Origin of the sequence: Streptomyces sp. SS1-1, assembly GCF_008973465.1 — a bacterium.
Taxonomy (GTDB): Bacteria; Actinomycetota; Actinomycetes; order Streptomycetales; family Streptomycetaceae; genus Streptomyces.
On sequence record NZ_WBXN01000004.1, the window covers coordinates 6166349 to 6183271 of the forward strand.

The window sequence follows — 16923 nt, forward strand, 5'->3', positions numbered from 1 at the left end:
GGACGCGGCCGGCCCGACCCGCCGGCGACCGGAGGACGGGACCGGCCCGGCGGAGGGTGACATGAGCGACGCGTCCGTACCCGAGGCGCACGACGCCGGCTCCGACGTCGTGATCCTCGGCGCCGGCCCCACCGGCCGGCCCGGCGAACGGGCCACCGTACGGCTGCGGGAGGCCGCGCCCGACGACCCGCCGCGCTACGCCCCCGAGTGGCTGGAGCTGCGCGAGGGCGCGGACGCCGCCGCCCGGGCGCACGACCTGCTCGACCCGCTGCGGATCCGGCTCGCCAACCTGCCGGGCCACCGCTCCGGCGGGCTGGTCATCCACGACCTGGGCTGCGGCACCGGCTCCATGGGCCGCTGGCTCGCCCCCCACCTGGACGGCGCCCAGCACTGGGTCCTGCACGACCGCGACCCCTACCTGCTGCACTTCGCCGCCGTCGCCTCCCCGCGCTCCTCCGCCGACGGCAGCCGCGTCACCGTCGAGACGCGGCGCGGCGACGTCGGCCGGCTCACCCCGGACGCCCTGCACGGCGCCTCCCTGGTGACGGCGTCCGCGCTGCTCGACGTCCTCACCCGCGACGAGATCGACACCCTCGCCGCCGCCTGCGCGGGCGCGGGCTGCACCGCGCTGCTCACCCTGTCGGTCGCCGGCCGCGTCGAACTCACCCCGTCCGACCCGCTGGACGAGGAGATCACCGAGGCGTTCAACGCGCACCAGAAGCGCACCGGACTGCTCGGCCCCGACGCCGCCACGGTGGCCGCCGAGATCTTCTCCGAGCACGGCGCGACCGTCCAGCTGCACCCGAGCCCCTGGCGGCTCGGCCCCGACGAGGCCGCGCTCACCGCGCAGTGGCTGCGCGGCTGGGTCGGCGCGGCGGTCGAGCAGTGCCCGGAACTCCGCGAGCGCGCCGACCGCTATCTGCGCGACCGCCTCGACGCCTGCGCGGCCGGTGAGCTGCGGGTCGTCGTCCACCACACCGACCTGCTGGCGCTGAGCCGGCCGACGGGCGGGGCGTCATGACCGTGGAGACGGTGTCGAGGCCGCACTCCGGGCGGGCGGGCCCCACCCCGCGCGCCCGGCGGGCGGACCGTACGGGGGAGACCGCGGACGCCCCGGCCGGGGCGGGGACCGCGGACGCCCCCGTCTCCCGCGCCAAGGCCCTCCTGCGCAGCCCGAAGGTCCGCACCCATCTGGGCACGGTCGCCGGAGTCGTCATCCTCGGCGTGCTGTTCTGGCGGCTCGGCACCGGCGTGTTCCTCGACGGGCTGCGGCGGATCGACGGACCCGCGCTGCTCGGCGCGCTCGGCATCGGGCTCGTCACCACCGTGTTCAGCGCCTGGCGCTGGCAGTTGGTGGCCCGTGGCCTGCGCATCCGCCTGCCGATCGGGGCTGCCGTCGCCGACTACTACCGGGCGCTGTTCCTCAACGCGGCGCTGCCCGGCGGTGTCCTCGGCGACGTCCACCGGGCCGTACGGCACGGGCAGAGCGCCGGTGACCTCGGGCGCGGCGTCCGCGCGGTCGTGCTGGAGCGCACCGCCGGGCAGGTCGCGCTCGCCGCGGTCGGCGCCGTCGTCCTGCTGACCATGCCGTCGCCGGTGCTCGACCAGGCCCGCGACCTCACGCCGCTGCTGCTGTTCGCCGCCGCCGGCACGGTCGCCGTCGTGGCCGCCGTCCGCATGAACCGGGCGCCCTCCCGCCGGTCCGGGGAGCGGCCCTCGGCCGTGCGCACCGCTCTCGCGCAGGCACGCGAGAGCCTGCTGTCCCGGCGCAACGGACCGGGCGTCGCCGTCTCCTCGCTGGTCGTCCTCGCCGGTCACGTCGCGATGTTCGTGCTCGCCGCGCGGATCGCCGGCTCCGGGGCCTCCGTCAGCGTCCTGCTGCCGCTCGCCGTCCTGGCGCTGCTCGCCATGGGACTGCCCCTGAACGTCGGCGGGTTCGGGCCCCGGGAAGGCGTCACCGCCTGGGCGTTCGCCGCCGCCGGGCTCGGCGCCGACACAGGGCTCGCCGTCGCCGTCGTGTACGGCGTCCTCAGCTTCGTGGCCGCCCTGCCGGGCGCGCTCGTCCTCGTCGCCCGCTGGTGCACCGGGCCACGGGCCCGCACCGGATCCGCCGACACCGTGGCGGACCCGGGGGACAGCGGCTATTTTCGTCCGTCCGTCGTGTCCGCGACGGAGTCGCCCGCGGAGGTCAGCAGTGACACATACGCGCCGAAGGAATCCGCGAGGCTCTCCAGCAGCCGCTTCCCCTTCTCCGCGGAACCCAGCGACGGACGGCCGATGACCCCCGAATCGGTGTAGCCGGACATGCCGAGGGTGAGCAGATGACGCCGGTCGTCCGCGACGAAATCGGCCGTCTCAAAACCGGGGCGGATCACTTCGGGATGAGCGTGCAGAAGGATGGAGGTCTCGATTTCCCCCGCGTGCATGTCGGTGAGGAGCGAGGTCTCCACGCCCGCCCGCACCAGCGCCGTCTCCCAGTCCTCCGCGGCCGGGAACAGCGCCATCCGCTCGCCGCGCGCGGAGGACTCCTGAACGACGTTGCCCAGTACGTAGTTGCCGCCGTGCCCGTTGACCAGCACCAGGGCGTCGACGCCCGAACGGCGCAGCGAATCCGCGATGTCCCGTACCACCGCATGAAGGGTCACCGAAGAGATGCTGACGGTCCCCGGCCAGGCCGCGTGCTCGTGCGAGCACGAGATCGTCACCGGCGGCAGCAGGTGCACGGGGTGCACCGCGGCCACCTCGCGCGCGATCGCGCAGGCCACGAGGGTGTCGGTGGCCAGCGGCAGGAACGCGCCGTGCTGCTCGAAGCTCCCGACGGGAAGGACCGCCACCTGTCGTGAGACGTCCGCTCCCCGCGCCCGTACGTCCTCCGTGGTGTCCGCCGGCACCAGCGAGTGTGCCGCCGGCCGCGTCTGCGCATCACTCATCTTTTACCGGCCTTTCGTCTCTGCATAGGAACTGAAGAATCATGACAGACAAGATTGGCGTGCTCGGCGAGAAGTCCGGCCAGCGGACGCAGCGTTCCGGAGTGGAACGCGTGGTGAACGCCCCCCTGCCGACCGTCTACGGGCAATTCCGGGCGATCGGTTACATGGACCACGACAGCGGCGACGAGCAGGTGGCGCTCGTCCACGGCGAACCGGGCACCGACGGCGTCCTGACCCGGCTGCACTCCGAGTGCCTGACCGGTGACGCGTTCGGCTCCCAGCACTGCGAGTGCGGCGACCAGCTGGCCTCCGCCCTGCGCGCCGTCGTCGCCGAGGGCAGCGGGATCGTCGTCTACCTCCGGGGACACGAGGGCCGCGGCATCGGCCTGCTCGCCAAGCTGCGCGCCATGGCCCTGCAGGCGGAGGGCCTGGACACCGTCGAGGCGAACCTCGCGCTCGGGCTGCCCGTCGACGCCCGTGACTACGGTGCCGCCGCCGGCATCCTGCGCGACCTGAACGTCCGCAGCGTCCGGCTGATGTCGAACAACCCGCGCAAGCGCGAGGCGCTCGTGGAGCACGGCATCGAGGTGGCCGAACAGGTCCCGCTGCTCATCCAGCCCTGCGAGAGCAACATCACCTACCTGCGCACCAAGCGGGAGCGCATGGACCACCACCTGCCCCACCTGGACGCCGTCGGCCAGCTGACCTGACGCACGGGACCCGCCCGCCAGGTCAGGAAGAGGACACCCCCACGGCCTCTTCCTGACCGGCCCGGGTCAGGCGCCGGTGACGGCCTCGTGCACGAACCGCTTCAGGTCCTGGAACACCGTGTGGGACGTGCGGTGCCGCACCTGCGTCATGAACTGCACGGTGAGGTCGTTGCGCGGGTCGACCCAGAACGTCGTGGTCGCGACCCCGCTCCAGCCGAAGGCGCCCCGCACCGACGGGTCGCGAGTGCGGTCGGGGTCGATCACCACGGACACCCCGAGGCCGAAGCCGACGCCGTCGTTGCCGGGCTCGTCGTGCGCGGGCCGGCTGCCGAAGGACCGCAGATCGGCGCCGCCGGGAAGGTGATTGGACGTCATCAGGGCGACCGTCTCGGGACTCAGCAGCCGGGCGCCGCCCAGTTCGCCGCGGCGGCGCAGCATCTCCATGAAGCGGTGCACGTCGTGCGCGGACGCCACCACACCGCCGCTGCCGGACAGGAACCGGGGGCGCCCGTGCAGCGGCAGACCGGCGATCGGCTCGATGCCGCCGGCCTCGGTCTGCCCGTACAACTCGGCCAGCCGGTCCCCCTGTTCGCCGCTCACGCAGAACCCGGCGTCGGTCATCCCGAGCGGGCCGAAGACACGCTCGGCGAGGAACGCGTCCAGCGGCTGCCCGGACACCACCTCGAGGACCCGGCCGAGGACGTTGGTCGCCACCGAGTAGTTCCACTGCGTGCCGGGCTCGAACTGGAGCGGCAGACCCGCGTACACGTCGACCGTGGTGGCCAGGTCCGAGCCCGGCAGGACCGCGGAGTGCAGGTCGGCGTCCCGGTAGAGGGCGTCGACGGGATGCTGGTGGTAGAAGGCGAAGGTGAGGCCGGCGGTGTGCGTCATCAGATGCCGTACCGTCAACGGCCCCTCGGCGGGACGGGTCTCCACGTCGGCGCCCGATCCACCGACATACACACGGGGTTCGGCGAACGCCGGGAGGTGGCGGCCGACCGGGTCGTCGAGGGAGAGTCTCCCCTCCTCCACGAGCATCAGGGCCGCGACCGAGGTCATCGGCTTGGTCATGGAGTAGACGCGCCACAGGGTGTCGGCCCCGACGGGCAGACCGGCGGCGATGTCCCGCATCCCGTACGTGGTGAGGTGCGCGACGCGGCCGCCGCGGGCGACGGACACGAGAAAGCCGGGCAGCCGCCCCTCGTCGACCTGGTGGGCGAAATGCTGGTCGAGGCGGTCCAGCGCCTTGGCGTCCAGCCCGGCCTCACCCGGGTCGACCTGTTGTGTCAGCAGTGCCATCGCGTTCCTTCCACATCCGTACGACGAGGTGCGCTCCGGTGTACCCACCGCGGCGTCCTCCGCCCTCATCGTCGCTCAGGAACCGGCGGCCGGTCCTCCGAACGGCGATGATCACTCCGCTCCCCGGCGTCCCCGTCACCCCCGTCGCCGTCCCCCGGACCTGGGAGGAGCCGGCCGAGGCAGGCACCGGCCAGCAGTACACGCGGGCCGACGCGGCGATCCGCGTCCGCGCCGTACCGTCTTCTCCCACCGCCTCGACCCGCCGGGCGAGTTCCTCGAAGCCGCGGCGGGCGACCGCCGACAGCAGATCCTCGCTGGTAGACAGTGTCTACGGGGTGCGGATGGCCGGGGACCAGGACCGAGGGTCCCCCTTCCAACGGACGATGGTCGAACCCGTACTGGAACAAGTGGGGCGTCACGGTCGAGGACCCCGACGGGTACCGGCTGGTGCTGTGCACCCGGACCTGGTCCAACGCGTGAGCGGCTACTGGCGGGAGACCGTCCGCGTCACGCCCGCGATGACCGTCGTCGCGAGGATCCAGCCGGTCAGCACCAGGACGTAGGCGACGGCCTGCTGCCAGCCCCGCGGGGCGAACGCCGCCTCCTGGCCGAAGGAGATCACCGGCAGCAGCAGGTCCAGCGTGTAGAAGACCGCGTCGAACGGCGGCGCCTCGTCCGCCTTCAGCGGGGGCGGCGCGTCCAGCGCGAACGCCACCGAGCCGGCCGCCAGCAGGGAGAGCAGCCAGCCCAGCGCCCGCATCGGCCGGAACCCGTAGCCGACGGTCGCGTCCTGCACACGGCCCCACAGCCGGCCGTACCAGGGCAGGGTCGTGCGGTGGTGGCGCTGCTTGGCGAGCTGGACGAGCCGGGCCGCGTGGTCGTCGCCGGTGCGGCGGTATACGGCCGTCAACTGCTCGTAGCCGTGCGGGTCGAAGGTGTCCTCGTCCCGTTCCAGCATGGGCAGCCGCCGTTCCGGGGGCTCGTGCGGGGTCAGCGACGTGTAGGTGAGGTCGAGGAGCCGGACCTGGTCGGGGAGCATCTCCGGTGCCAGGTCGAGGTGTTCGATCTGGGAGCGGCGCAGATTCAGCCGGCCCCGCATCCGCTCGCCCTCGCGCAGCCACACCTCGCCGATGACACAGCTGCTCGCGCGCAGGGCGGTGCCGCCCGGGTTGGACAGACGGCAGTACAGCAGGTCGAGCCGGCCCGGTATGCGGGCGCCGCGCAGGTCGATCCGGCCGTCCGTCGTCAGCCTGCGGCCGAGGACGTTGGCGCCGACCTCCAGCGCCTCGGCGTCGAGCACGAAGTCGCCGGGACTGGTCAGCCGTGCCTCCTCCAGGCGGAGCGAACCGCTGATCGAGGCCCCGTTGAGCCTGATCTCGCCCCGGGTGCGCAGCCGGCTCGCGCACAGGTCCTCGCCGATGGTGACCTGGTGGAGCTGGAGGACCGGTTCCCCCCGGCCGCCGCCCTCCGCCGTGATCTCGGCGTCCTCCAGGTAGAGCGCGCCCGCGATCTGCGCCCCGCCGAGCCGTACGCGCCCACGGAACCGGCAGCGCGTCAGCCGCAGTCCGCCGTCGACCCGGACGCGCGCGCCGGTCAGTCCGGGCAGGTGCGAGCCGGACAGGTTGAGGTACTTCAGCTGGGTGCCCGAGACGTCGAGGACCTCGTCGAAGGAGCAGTCGCTCAGCCGGACCACCCGGTCGACGGTCGCGTACCGCAGGTCCGTCACGCCGGTGATCCGGGCGCCCGCCACCTTCAGCGCCGCCACCTCACCGCGCTCCTCGGGCCCGTCGAGCAGCAGGGCCCTGAGCACCTCGGCCCGCACGGTCCGCTCCGGTCCCCAGCCGGCGCCGTCCGCCGCGCTCTCGTCCGGCGTCCCCCGGAAGTCCACGGGCCGCCCCTTGGGGAAGGCCTCCCACACGGTGCGCTCGGCCGGTGTCAGCTCGTCGATCTCCATCAGCGGCGACTCTGACGCGGGACCCCGCCGCTGTCAACCGGCTTCCTCACCACGGGTGTTGTGCGGGAGACGGCTCGGGCCGGGACGGCTGGTACGCCGTCCCGGCCCGAGGGGCGTGCGCCGGACGCTACTTCGACTCGACCGCGTGCCCACCGAACTGGTTGCGCAGCGCGGCGATCATCTTCATCTGCGGGGAGTCGTCCTGCCGGGACGCGAACCGCGCGAACAGGGAGGAGGTGATCGCGGGCAGCGGCACCGCGTTGTCGATGGCCGCCTCCACGGTCCAGCGGCCCTCACCGGAGTCCTGCGCGAAGCCCTTCAGCTTCTCCAGGTGCTCGTCCTCGTCCAGCGCGGCCACCGCGAGGTCCAGCAGCCACGAGCGGATGACGGTGCCGTCCTGCCAGGAGCGATAGACCTCGCGGACGTTGTCCACCGAGTCCACCTTCTCCAGCAGCTCCCAGCCCTCGGCGTACGCCTGCATCATGGCGTACTCGATGCCGTTGTGGACCATCTTCGAGAAGTGCCCGGCGCCGACCTTGCCCGCGTGGACGAAGCCGTACGGGCCCTCCGGCTTGAGCGCCTCGAAGATCGGCCGGAGCCGGTCCACGTGCTCCTTCTCGCCGCCCACCATCAGGGCGTAGCCGTTCTGCAGGCCCCACACGCCGCCGGACACACCGGCGTCGACGAACCCGATGCCGTGCGCGCCGAGCTCCTTGGCGTGCTTCTCGTCGTCCGTCCAGCGGGAGTTGCCGCCGTCGACGACCGTGTCGTAGGGCTTGAGGAGGCTCCCCAGCTGGTCGATGACCGTCTGCGTGGCGTGCCCGGCCGGCACCATCACCCACACCGTGCGCGGCGCGTCGAGCTGGTCGACGAGGTCGGCCAGGCTGGACACGTCGGACACGTCGGGGTTGGTGTCGTAGCCGATGACGGTGTGGCCGGCGTTGCGCAGACGCTCGCGCATGTTGCCGCCCATCTTGCCGAGACCAACAAGGCCGATCTGCATGTCAGTTCACTTCCTCCTGGACGCCCTGCGCGTCCGACGCGGTCTTGAGTGAGCGGTACGCGGCCACGAGGGCGGCGGTGGACGGGTCGAGGCCGGGGACCTCGGCGCCCTCGGTGAGGGCGGGCTCGACGCGCTTGGCGAGGACCTTGCCGAGCTCGACGCCCCACTGGTCGAAGGAGTCGATGTTCCACACGGCGCCCTGCGTGAACACCTTGTGCTCGTAGAGGGCGACGAGCTGACCGAGGACCGACGGGGTCAGCTCGGGGGCGAGGATCGTGGTCGTGGGGTGGTTGCCCTGGAAGGTGCGGTGCGGGACCTGCTCCTCGGGCACCCCCTCCGCGCGGACCTCGTCCGCCGTCTTGCCGAACGCGAGCGCCTGCCCCTGCGCGAACATGTTGGCCATCAGCAGGTCGTGCTGCGCCTTGAGTTCGTCGCTGAGCTCGGCGACGGGGCGGGCGAAGCCGATCAGGTCGGCCGGGATGAGCCGGGTGCCCTGGTGGATCAGCTGGTAGTAGGCGTGCTGCCCGTTGGTGCCGGGCGTGCCCCACACCACGGGGCCGGTCTCCCAGCCCACGACGTGCCCGTCCCGGTCGACGGACTTGCCGTTGGACTCCATGTCCAGCTGCTGCAGATACGCCGTGAACTTCGACAGGTAGTGCGAGTACGGCAGCACCGCGTGGGACTCGGCGTGGAAGAAGTTGCCGTACCAGATGCCCAGCAGGCCCAGCGTCAGCGGGGCGTTGGCCTCGGCGGGCGCGGTGCGGAAGTGCTCGTCGACGGTGTGGAAGCCGTCGAGCATCTCCCGGAAGTGCTCCTCACCGATCGCGATCATCAGGGACAGCCCGATCGCGGAGTCGTACGAGTAGCGGCCGCCGACCCAGTCCCAGAACTCGAACATGTTGTCCGGGTCGATGCCGAAGGCGGTCACCTTCTCGGCGTTCGTGGACAGCGCCACGAAGTGCTTCGCGACGGCCTTCTCATCGCCTCCCAGACCGGCGAGCAGCCAGGAGCGGGCCGAGGTGGCGTTGGTGATCGTCTCGATCGTGGTGAACGTCTTCGACGCGACGATGAACAGCGTCTCGGCCGGGTCCAGGTCCCGGATCGCCTCGTGCAGATCGGAGCCGTCGACGTTGGACACGAACCGGAACGTCAACTCCCGGGCGGTGAACGGGCGCAGGGCCTCGTACGCCATGGCAGGCCCCAGGTCGGAGCCGCCGATGCCGATGTTGACGACGTTCCTGATCAGCTTGCCGGTGTGGCCGGTCCAGGCGCCGGAGCGGACCCGTCCGGCGAAGTCCGCCATCTTGTCGAGCACGGCGTGCACCTTCGGCACGACGTTCTCGCCGTCGACCTCGACGACCGCGTCCCGCGGGGCCCGCAGCGCGGTGTGCAGCACCGCCCGGTCCTCGGTGACGTTGATCCGCTCGCCGCGGAACATGGCGTCCCGCAGCCCGAACACGTCGGTGGCGGCGGCGAGCTCGCGCAGCAGGGCGAGCGTCTCGTCGTTCACCAGGTGCTTGGAGTAGTCGATGCGCAGGTCGCCCACGCGCAGGACGTACCGCTCGGCGCGCGCGGGGTCCGCGGCGAACAGCTCCCGCAGGCTCGGCTGCTGGAAGGCGTCCGCGCGGTGGTCCTCCAGGGCCACCCACTCGGGGCGCCGGGTCAGCCGGGGGGTCTCAGACATGGGAGGGGGTCTCCTTGCCGGCCTCGCCCCGCAGGGCGATGGCGTACATCTCGTCGGCGTCGAGGCGCCGCAGCTCCTCGGCGATGAGTTCGGAGGTGGTGCGGACCTTCAGTGCCAGGGTGCGCGACGGCTGGCCCGGCAGGTGCAGGGTGGCCAGCGGGCCCTCCGGGCGGTCGATGACGATCTCGCCGTTCTCGGTGCCCAGCCGGACGCCCGTGACGACCGGGCCGGCCGTGACGACCCGCTCGGCGGTCACCTTCAGCCGGGCCTCCAGCCAGCGGGCCAGCAGCTCCGCCGCCGGGTTGTCGGCCTCGGCCTCCACGACCGCGGACACGATCGGCACCCGCGCCTGGTCCAGGGCGGCGGCCAGCATGGAACGCCACGGCGTGAGCCGGGTCCAGGCCAGGTCCGTGTCGCCGGGCGCGTAGTTGCGGGCGCGGGCCTCCAGGTCGGCCAGCGGGTTCTCGGACGTGTACAGGTCGGTGATCCGGCGCTGGGCGAGCGCGCCCAGCGGGTCCTTCGCCGGGTTCTCCGGCGCGTCCACCGGCCACCACACGACGACCGGGGCGTCCGGCAGCAGCAGCGGCAGCACCACCGAGTCGGCGTGCTCGGACACCTCGCCGTACATCCGCAGGATCACCGTCTCCCCGGTGCCCGCGTCGGCGCCCACCCGGACCTCGGCGTCGAGGTGGGAGCGGGTGCGGTCGCGCGGGGTGCGGGCGTGGCGCTTGATCACGACCAGGGTGCGGGAGGGGTGCTCGTGCGAGGCCTCCTCGGCCGCCTTGATGGAGTCGTAGGCGTTCTCCTCGTCCGTGACGATGACCATCGTCAGGACCATGCCCACGGCCGGGGTGCCGATCGCCCGGCGGCCCTGGACCAGCGCCTTGTTGATCTTGCTTGCCGTGGTGTCGGTCAGGTCGATCTTCATGGCCTGCGCCAGCTCCGTCCGTCTCGTGCGAGCATCTCGTCCGCCTCCTCGGGTCCCCAGCTGCCGGCCGCGTACCGCGCCGGCCTGCCGTGCGTCTCCCAGAACTCCTCGATCGGATCGAGGATCTTCCAGGACTCTTCCACTTCCTGGTGACGGGGGAACAGGTTGGCGTCCCCGAGGAGGACGTCCAGGATGAGCCGCTCGTACGCCTCCGGCGAGGACTCCGTGAAGGACTCGCCGTACGCGAAGTCCATCGTGACGTCCCGGATCTCCATCGACGTCCCCGGCACCTTGGAACCAAAGCGGACCGTCATGCCCTCGTCCGGCTGGACGCGGATGACGATGGCGTTCTGCCCCAGCTCCTCGGTGGCCGTGGAGTCGAAGGGGGAGTGCGGGGCCCGCTGGAAGACGACCGCGATCTCCGTGACCCGCCGCCCCAGCCGCTTGCCGGTGCGCAGGTAGAACGGCACCCCGGCCCAGCGCCGGTTGTCGACGTTCAGCCGGATGGCGGCGTACGTGTCCGTCTTCGAGGCGGGGTCGATGCCGTCCTCCTCGAGGTAGCCGCGCACCTTCGCGCCGCCCTGCCAGGCCGCCGCGTACTGGCCGCGCACGGTGTGCAGGCCCAGGTCCTCGGGCAGCTTGACCGCCTTGAGGACCTTCAGCTTCTCGGTGAGCAGCGACGCGGCGTCGAACGCGGCGGGTTCCTCCATCGCGGTGAGCGCCATCAGCTGCAGCAGGTGGTTCTGGATGACGTCCCGGGCCGATCCGATGCCGTCGTAGTAGCCCGCGCGGCCGCCGATGCCGATGTCCTCGGCCATCGTGATCTGCACGTGGTCGACGTACGAGCGGTTCCAGATCGGTTCGAACATCTGGTTGGCGAAGCGGAGCGCCAGGATGTTCTGGACGGTCTCCTTGCCCAGGTAGTGGTCGATACGGAAGACCTGCTCCGGGTCGAACACGTCGTGCACGATCGCGTTCAGCTCCCGGGCGCTCGCCAGATCGCGTCCGAACGGCTTTTCGATGACCGCGCGCCGCCACGACCCCTCCGGGGCGTCCGCCAGGCCGTGCCGCTTGAGCTGCTGCACGACCTTCGGGAAGAACTTCGGCGGCACGGACAGGTAGAAGGCGTAGTTCCCGCTGGTCCCGCGTGCCGTGTCCAGTTCGTGGACGGTGTCCCGCAGCTGCTTGAACGCGGTGTCGTCGTCGAAGTCACCCGGGATGAACCGCATGCCCTCGGCGAGCTGCTGCCAGACCTCCTCACGGAACTCGGTCCGGGCGTGCTCGCGCACCGAGTCGTGCACGACCTGCGCGAAGTCCTGGTCCTCCCAGTCCCGCCGGGCGAACCCGACCAGGGAGAAGCCCGGCGGCAGCAGGCCGCGGTTGGCGAGGTCGTACACGGCCGGCATCAGTTTCTTGCGGGACAGGTCGCCGGTGACCCCGAAGATGACGAGCCCGGACGGGCCCGCGATCCGGGGGAGGCGGCGGTCGCGGGGATCGCGAAGCGGGTTGTCCCAGTCGGAGGTCATTCTGCGTCAGCTCCCTTGCTGCCGAGCGACTTCTTCACGGCGTCCAACAGGTCCTGCCACGCCACCTCGAACTTGGCGACGCCCTCGTCCTCCAACCGGGTGACGACGTCGTCGTACGAGACCCCGAGGGCCTCCACCGCGGCCAGATCGGCGCGGGCCCGCTCATAACCGCCGGTCACCGTGTCCCCGGTGATCTCCCCGTGGTCGGCGGTGGCGTCGAGCGTGGCCTCGGGCATCGTGTTCACGGTGCCCGGCGCGACCAGCTGGTCCACGTACAGGGTGTCCCTGTACGAGGGATCCTTAACGCCCGTGGACGCCCACAGCGGGCGCTGCCGGTTCGCGCCGGCACTCTCCAGGGCCGTCCAGCGCTCCGAGGCGAACACCTGCTCGTACGCCTCGTAGGCCAGCCGCGCGTTGGCGAGCGCCGCCCGGCCCTTCAGCGCGAGGGCCTCGTCCGTGCCGATCTCCGCGAGCCGCTTGTCGATGTCGGCGTCGACGCGGGAGACGAAGAACGACGCCACCGAGTGCACGGCGGACAGGTCCAGGCCCTTCGCGGCCGCCTTCTCCAGACCGGCCAGGTAGGCGTCCATGACCTCGCGGTAGCGGGCCAGGGAGAAGATCAGCGTGACGTTGACGCTGATGCCCGCCGCGACGACCTCGGTGATGGCGGGGAGCCCGGCCTTCGTCGCCGGGATCTTGATCATCACGTTGGGGCGGTCGACCAGCCAGGCCAGCTGCCTGGCCTCGGCGACGGTGGCCGCGGTGTCGTGCGCGAGCCGCGGGTCGACCTCGATGGAGACCCGGCCGTCCCGGCCCTCCGCGGCGTCGTACACGGGCCGCAGCACGTCCGCGGCGGCCCGCACGTCGGCGGTGGTCATCATCCGTACGGCCTCGTCGACCGTGACGCCGCGCACCGCGAGGTCGGCCAGCTGCTCCTCGTACCCCTCACCGGAGCCGATCGCGGCCTGGAAGATGGACGGGTTGGTGGTGACGCCCACGACGTTCTTCTCCGCGACGAGCGCGGCGAGGTTGCCGGACTCGATACGGCGGCGCGACAGGTCGTCCAGCCAGATGGAGACGCCCTCGTCGGACAGGCGCTTGAGGTTGCCGGCGGCGGTTGCTTCAGTGGTCACTGCGATCATCTTCTTTCTGCGTGTGGATCAACCGCGGGCGGCGGCGAGGGATTCCCGGGCGGCGGCGGCCACGCGCTCCGGGGTGAAGCCGTACTCGGCGAACAGGGTCGTGGCGTCGGCGGAGGCGCCGAAGTGCTCCAGGGAGACGATGCGGCCGGCGTCCCCGACGAACCGGTACCAGGTCAGGCCGATCCCGGCCTCGACGGCGACCCGGGCCCTCACGGCCGGCGGCAGCACGCTGTCGCGGTACTCGCGCGGCTGCTGCTCGAACCACTCCACGGACGGCATCGACACCACCCGGGTGCCGACCCCCTCCGCCTCCAGCAGATCCCGCGCGGCCACGGCGAGCTGCACCTCGGAGCCGGTGGCGACCAGGACCACCTCGGGCGTCCCGGTGGAGGCGTCCCGCAGGACGTAACCACCCTTGGCGGCATCCTCGTTGAGGGCGTACGTCGGCACGCCCTGACGGGTCAGCGCGAGGCCGTGCGGCGCCGGGTCGGTGGAGTGGCGGCGCAGGATCTCCGCCCACACGACCGAGGTCTCGTTGGCGTCGGCCGGACGGACCACGTTCAGGCCCGGGATGGCGCGCAGCGCGGCCAGGTGCTCGACCGGCTGGTGGGTCGGGCCGTCCTCGCCCAGACCGATGGAGTCGTGCGTCCACACGTACGTCACCGGCAGCTGCATCAGCGCGGACATCCGCACGGCGTTGCGCATGTAGTCCGAGAACACCAGGAACGTGCCGCCGTAGACACGGGTGTTGCCGTGCAGCGCGATGCCGTTCATCTCCGCGGCCATCGAGAACTCGCGGATGCCGAAGTGAACGGTACGGCCGTAAGGGTCGGCCTCCGGCAGCGGGTTGCCCACCGGCAGGAACGAACTGGTCTTGTCGATGGTCGTGTTGTTGGACCCCGCCAGGTCCGCCGAGCCGCCCCACAGCTCCGGCAGCACCGGGCCGAGCGCCTGGAGCACCTTGCCGGACGCGGCCCGCGTGGCGACGGCCTTTCCCTCCTCGAACACCGGGAGCGCGTCCTCCCAGCCCTCGGGCAGCCGGCCGGAGACGATCCGGTCGAACAGTTCGGCGCGCTCCGGCGACGCGGTGCGCCAGGCGCCGATCCGCTTGTCCCAGGCGGTGTGCGCCTCGGCGCCCCGGTCCAGGGCCCGGCGGGTGTGCGCGAGGACGTCGTCGGCGACCTCGAAGGACTTCTCGGGGTCGAAGCCGAGGACGCGCTTGGTGGCGGCGATCTCCTCGGCGCCGAGCGCGGAGCCGTGGGACGCCTCGGTGTTCTGGGCGTTCGGGGCGGGCCAGGCGATGATCGTGCGCATCGCGATGATCGAGGGGCGGCCCGTCTCGGCCTGCGCCGCCTTCAGCGCCCCGTACAGGGCGGCCACGTCGATGTCGCCGTTCGCGGCCGGCTCGATGCGCTGCACGTGCCAGCCGTACGCCTCGTAGCGCTTGAGGACGTCCTCGGAGAAGGCGGTCGCGGTGTCGCCCTCGATGGAGATGTGGTTGTCGTCGTACAGGAAGACGAGGTTGCCGAGCCGCTGGTGGCCGGCGAGCGAGGACGCCTCGGCGGACACGCCCTCCTGGAGGTCGCCGTCGGAGACGATCGCCCAGATCATGTGGTCGAACGGCGACTCGCCCTCGGCGGCCTCCGGGTCGAACAGGCCGCGCTCGTAGCGGGCGGCCATCGCCATCCCCACGGCGTTGGCGACCCCCTGGCCGAGCGGCCCGGTCGTCGTCTCAACGCCCGCCGTGTGCCCGTACTCGGGGTGCCCCGGCGTCTTCGACCCGTGCGTACGGAACGACTTGAGGTCGTCGAGACTCACCTCGTACCCGGCCAGGAAGAGCTGGGTGTACAGGGTCAGCGAGGTGTGCCCGGGGGACAGGACGAAGCGGTCCCGGCCCGTCCACTCCGGGTCGGCCGGGTCATGACGCATCACCTTCTGAAAGAGCGTGTAGGCGGCCGGGGCCAGGCTCATCGCCGTGCCCGGGTGCCCGTTGCCGACCTTCTGCACGGCGTCCGCCGCGAGCAGACGCGCCGTGTCGACGGCACGCCGGTCGAGTTTGGTCCATTCGAAGCTGTCCGGTGTCTGCGTGCTCATCTTCAAGAAGTCCTCGATCGCGGTGAAGTAGCTGGTCCAACGCGTTCAAAACTAAAAGTCTGACTTTTCGCTGGGAAGGTCGGCGTGTGTCACGCTGTGGTGAAAGTGGGACACCGCGCGGGACGCGGCGCACGGCTGAGCGGCCGCCCCGCACGACTGAGACGGCATGAGACGGACATGGTGGACACAACGGCCGAAGACGGAACAGGCCCCGGAAGACCGGCCCCGGACGGCGACGGCGACGCGATCCGCACCTTCCCCTTCCCGGTGGATCTGAGCGTCCTCGGCGTCGGCATGCGCGTCGGCCCCATGGGCCCCGGCCGCACCTGGCACTCCGAAGCACCCCTGGGCCGGGTCCACCGCATCGACTTCCACGTCGTGATGCTCTTCGACGAGGGCCCCGTCCGGCACATGGTCGACTTCACCGAGTACGAGGCTCACGCCGGCGACCTGCTGTGGATCCGCCCCGGCCAGGTCCACCGGTTCGCGGCGGACGCCGGCTACCGCGGCACCGTCCTCACGATGCAGCCCGGCTTCCTGCCCCGCGCCACCGTCGAGGCCACCGGCCTGTACCGCTACGACCTGCCGCCCCTGCTGCACCCCGACGAGCCCCAGCTCGCCGCCCTGCGCGCCGCCCTCGCCCAGCTGCGGCGCGAGTACGAGGACTCCACCACCCTGCCGCTCAGCCTGCACACCGCCGTGCTGCGCCACTCCCTGACCGCGCTCCTGCTGCGCCTCGCCCACCTCGCCGTCAGCTCGGCGGCCACGCCCCGGCAGGGCGACACCACGTTCACGCTCTTCCGGGACGCCGTGGAACGCGGCTTCGCCACCAACCACAGCGTCAGCGCCTACGCCGACCAGCTCGGCTACTCCCGCCGCACCCTCGTGCGCGCGGTCCGCGCCGCGACCGGCCAGACACCGAAGGGCTTCATCGACCGGCGCGTGGTCCTGGAGGCGAAACGGCTCCTGGCCCACACGGACATGCCGATCGGCCGGATCGGCGCGGCCGTCGGCTTCACGGACGCCGCCAACTTCTCCAAGTACTTCCAGCAGCACACGGACATGACACCGGCGGCGTTCCGGGCGGAACTCCGGTAGGCGGGCGGCTCAGGACACGTCCCAGGGGGTGGTCCCGCCCGTCCTCCCGGCGGGCCGGGTTGACGCGGCCGTCCTCCGCGCCTACGAGTCCTGCATGAGCGACCCTCACGCGACCCCACCGGAACCGGCCCCCGACCCCGCCTCCCACGCCACCGTCCGCCTCCTGGAACGCCTCGCCGAGAAGCTGGGCGGCCGGGCGTCCGTCACCGCCGTCTACGGCGAGCCCGTCACCGCCGAAGGCGTCACCGTCGTCCCCGTCGCCCGGGTCGCCTTCGGCCTCGGTGGCGGCACGGGCCACACCGTGGAGGGCGCCAGGACGAACGACGGCGGAGGCGGCGGGGGAGGGGTGGAGGCCCGCCCCCTCGGCTACATCGAGATCCGCGACGGCGTCACCACCTACCGCCCCATCCACGGCACCTGGGGCAGGGCGGCCCCCCTGGCTGGCCTGGTGCTGGGCGCCGCCCTCCCCGCGGCGATCAGGGCGCTACGACGCCGGCGCCCCTGAGCACACACGCACCGCCGCCCCGCGAGGCCGGAAGGGACCGGGCGGGGCGG

General features: G+C 72.2%; 13 protein-coding genes and 2 pseudogenes. 6 read left to right on the top strand and 9 right to left on the bottom strand.

Annotated features, from left to right (window positions below):
* Positions 1 to 61: 61 nt before the first annotated feature.
* Together F8R89_RS29485 and F8R89_RS29490 are read left to right on the top strand one after the other, a co-directional pair.
* Positions 62 to 1021: a class I SAM-dependent methyltransferase gene (locus F8R89_RS29485; RefSeq protein ID WP_413251275.1), complete on the top strand. Its 960-nt coding sequence runs from the start codon at positions 62 to 64 to the stop codon at positions 1019 to 1021.
* Positions 1018 to 1995 (top strand): annotated as a pseudogene (locus F8R89_RS29490) (lysylphosphatidylglycerol synthase transmembrane domain-containing protein); the annotation flags it as partial. The gene F8R89_RS29485 and the pseudogene F8R89_RS29490, both read left to right, overlap by 4 nt.
* A gap of 146 nt (positions 1996 to 2141) precedes the next feature.
* Here F8R89_RS29490 and F8R89_RS29495 read toward each other — a convergent pair.
* Positions 2142 to 2930, bottom strand: a complete 789-nt coding sequence (locus F8R89_RS29495; protein WP_151786794.1) for a creatininase family protein — start codon at positions 2928 to 2930, stop codon at positions 2142 to 2144.
* 41 nt (positions 2931 to 2971) lie between these two features.
* Here F8R89_RS29495 and ribA point away from each other — a divergent pair, with 41 nt between their 5' ends.
* The gene (gene ribA, locus F8R89_RS29500) at positions 2972 to 3640 is read left to right on the top strand and encodes a GTP cyclohydrolase II (protein WP_151786795.1); all 669 of its coding nucleotides are present in this window, start codon (positions 2972 to 2974) and stop codon (positions 3638 to 3640) included.
* A gap of 66 nt (positions 3641 to 3706) precedes the next feature.
* Here the strand turns inward: ribA and F8R89_RS29505 are convergent, their stop codons facing one another.
* Complete coding sequence (locus F8R89_RS29505; RefSeq protein WP_151786796.1) at positions 3707 to 4939, bottom strand: serine hydrolase domain-containing protein; 1233 nt, start codon at positions 4937 to 4939, stop codon at positions 3707 to 3709.
* Between the two features lie 390 nt (positions 4940 to 5329).
* Here F8R89_RS29505 and F8R89_RS36940 point away from each other — a divergent pair.
* Positions 5330 to 5419, top strand: a pseudogene (locus F8R89_RS36940) (VOC family protein); the annotation flags it as partial.
* A 4-nt stretch (positions 5420 to 5423) separates the two neighbouring features.
* Here F8R89_RS36940 and F8R89_RS29520 read toward each other — a convergent pair.
* From F8R89_RS29520 to tkt, 7 genes are all read right to left on the bottom strand, one after another.
* Complete coding sequence (locus F8R89_RS29520; protein WP_151786797.1) at positions 5424 to 6893, bottom strand: membrane-associated oxidoreductase; 1470 nt, start codon at positions 6891 to 6893, stop codon at positions 5424 to 5426.
* Positions 6894 to 7020: 127 nt separating this feature from the next.
* Positions 7021 to 7896, bottom strand: a complete 876-nt coding sequence (gene gnd, locus F8R89_RS29525) for a phosphogluconate dehydrogenase (NAD(+)-dependent, decarboxylating) (RefSeq protein ID WP_062666305.1) — start codon at positions 7894 to 7896, stop codon at positions 7021 to 7023.
* Between the two features lies 1 nt (position 7897).
* The gene (gene pgi / locus F8R89_RS29530; protein WP_151786798.1) at positions 7898 to 9580 is read right to left on the bottom strand and encodes a glucose-6-phosphate isomerase; all 1683 of its coding nucleotides are present in this window, start codon (positions 9578 to 9580) and stop codon (positions 7898 to 7900) included.
* Positions 9573 to 10508, bottom strand: a complete 936-nt coding sequence (gene opcA / locus F8R89_RS29535; RefSeq protein ID WP_151786799.1) for a glucose-6-phosphate dehydrogenase assembly protein OpcA — start codon at positions 10506 to 10508, stop codon at positions 9573 to 9575. The genes pgi and opcA overlap by 8 nt, the downstream gene beginning before the upstream one ends.
* Entirely contained in the window at positions 10505 to 12034 is a 1530-nt protein-coding gene (gene zwf / locus F8R89_RS29540) for a glucose-6-phosphate dehydrogenase (protein ID WP_151786800.1), read from the bottom strand. The genes opcA and zwf overlap by 4 nt, the downstream gene beginning before the upstream one ends.
* On the bottom strand, positions 12031 to 13176 hold the full coding sequence (gene tal / locus F8R89_RS29545; protein ID WP_151786801.1) for a transaldolase: 1146 nt from the start codon (positions 13174 to 13176) through the stop codon (positions 12031 to 12033). The genes zwf and tal overlap by 4 nt, the downstream gene beginning before the upstream one ends.
* A gap of 18 nt (positions 13177 to 13194) precedes the next feature.
* Entirely contained in the window at positions 13195 to 15270 is a 2076-nt protein-coding gene (gene tkt, locus F8R89_RS29550; protein WP_151786802.1) for a transketolase, read from the bottom strand.
* Positions 15271 to 15447: 177 nt separating this feature from the next.
* On the opposite strand from tkt, the gene F8R89_RS29555 reads away from it, so the two are divergent.
* Positions 15448 to 16368: a helix-turn-helix transcriptional regulator gene (locus F8R89_RS29555; RefSeq protein ID WP_151786803.1), complete on the top strand. Its 921-nt coding sequence runs from the start codon at positions 15448 to 15450 to the stop codon at positions 16366 to 16368.
* A 94-nt stretch (positions 16369 to 16462) separates the two neighbouring features.
* Positions 16463 to 16873 (top strand): GerW family sporulation protein, encoded by a 411-nt coding sequence (locus tag F8R89_RS29560; protein ID WP_151786804.1) that lies wholly within the window; start codon positions 16463 to 16465, stop codon positions 16871 to 16873.
* The last annotated feature ends 50 nt before the right edge of the window (positions 16874 to 16923 follow it).

Excerpts from the sequence above, each read along its gene's own strand:
- ribA (WP_151786795.1), top strand. The coding sequence starts at position 2,972 with ATGACAGACAAGATTGGCGTGCTCGGCGAGAAGTCCGGCCAGCGGACG.
- F8R89_RS29485 (WP_413251275.1), top strand. The coding sequence starts at position 62 with ATGAGCGACGCGTCCGTACCCGAGGCGCACGACGCCGGCTCCGACGTC.
- F8R89_RS29555 (WP_151786803.1), top strand. The coding sequence starts at position 15,448 with ATGGTGGACACAACGGCCGAAGACGGAACAGGCCCCGGAAGACCGGCC.
- F8R89_RS29520 (WP_151786797.1), bottom strand. The coding sequence starts at position 6,893 with ATGGAGATCGACGAGCTGACACCGGCCGAGCGCACCGTGTGGGAGGCC.
- F8R89_RS29505 (WP_151786796.1), bottom strand. The coding sequence starts at position 4,939 with ATGGCACTGCTGACACAACAGGTCGACCCGGGTGAGGCCGGGCTGGAC.
- tal (WP_151786801.1), bottom strand. The coding sequence starts at position 13,176 with ATGATCGCAGTGACCACTGAAGCAACCGCCGCCGGCAACCTCAAGCGC.
- opcA (WP_151786799.1), bottom strand. The coding sequence starts at position 10,508 with ATGAAGATCGACCTGACCGACACCACGGCAAGCAAGATCAACAAGGCG.
- tkt (WP_151786802.1), bottom strand. The coding sequence starts at position 15,270 with ATGAGCACGCAGACACCGGACAGCTTCGAATGGACCAAACTCGACCGG.
- F8R89_RS29495 (WP_151786794.1), bottom strand. The coding sequence starts at position 2,930 with ATGAGTGATGCGCAGACGCGGCCGGCGGCACACTCGCTGGTGCCGGCG.
- gnd (WP_062666305.1), bottom strand. The coding sequence starts at position 7,896 with ATGCAGATCGGCCTTGTTGGTCTCGGCAAGATGGGCGGCAACATGCGC.
- pgi (WP_151786798.1), bottom strand. The coding sequence starts at position 9,580 with ATGTCTGAGACCCCCCGGCTGACCCGGCGCCCCGAGTGGGTGGCCCTG.
- F8R89_RS29560 (WP_151786804.1), top strand. The coding sequence starts at position 16,463 with ATGAGCGACCCTCACGCGACCCCACCGGAACCGGCCCCCGACCCCGCC.
- zwf (WP_151786800.1), bottom strand. The coding sequence starts at position 12,034 with ATGACCTCCGACTGGGACAACCCGCTTCGCGATCCCCGCGACCGCCGC.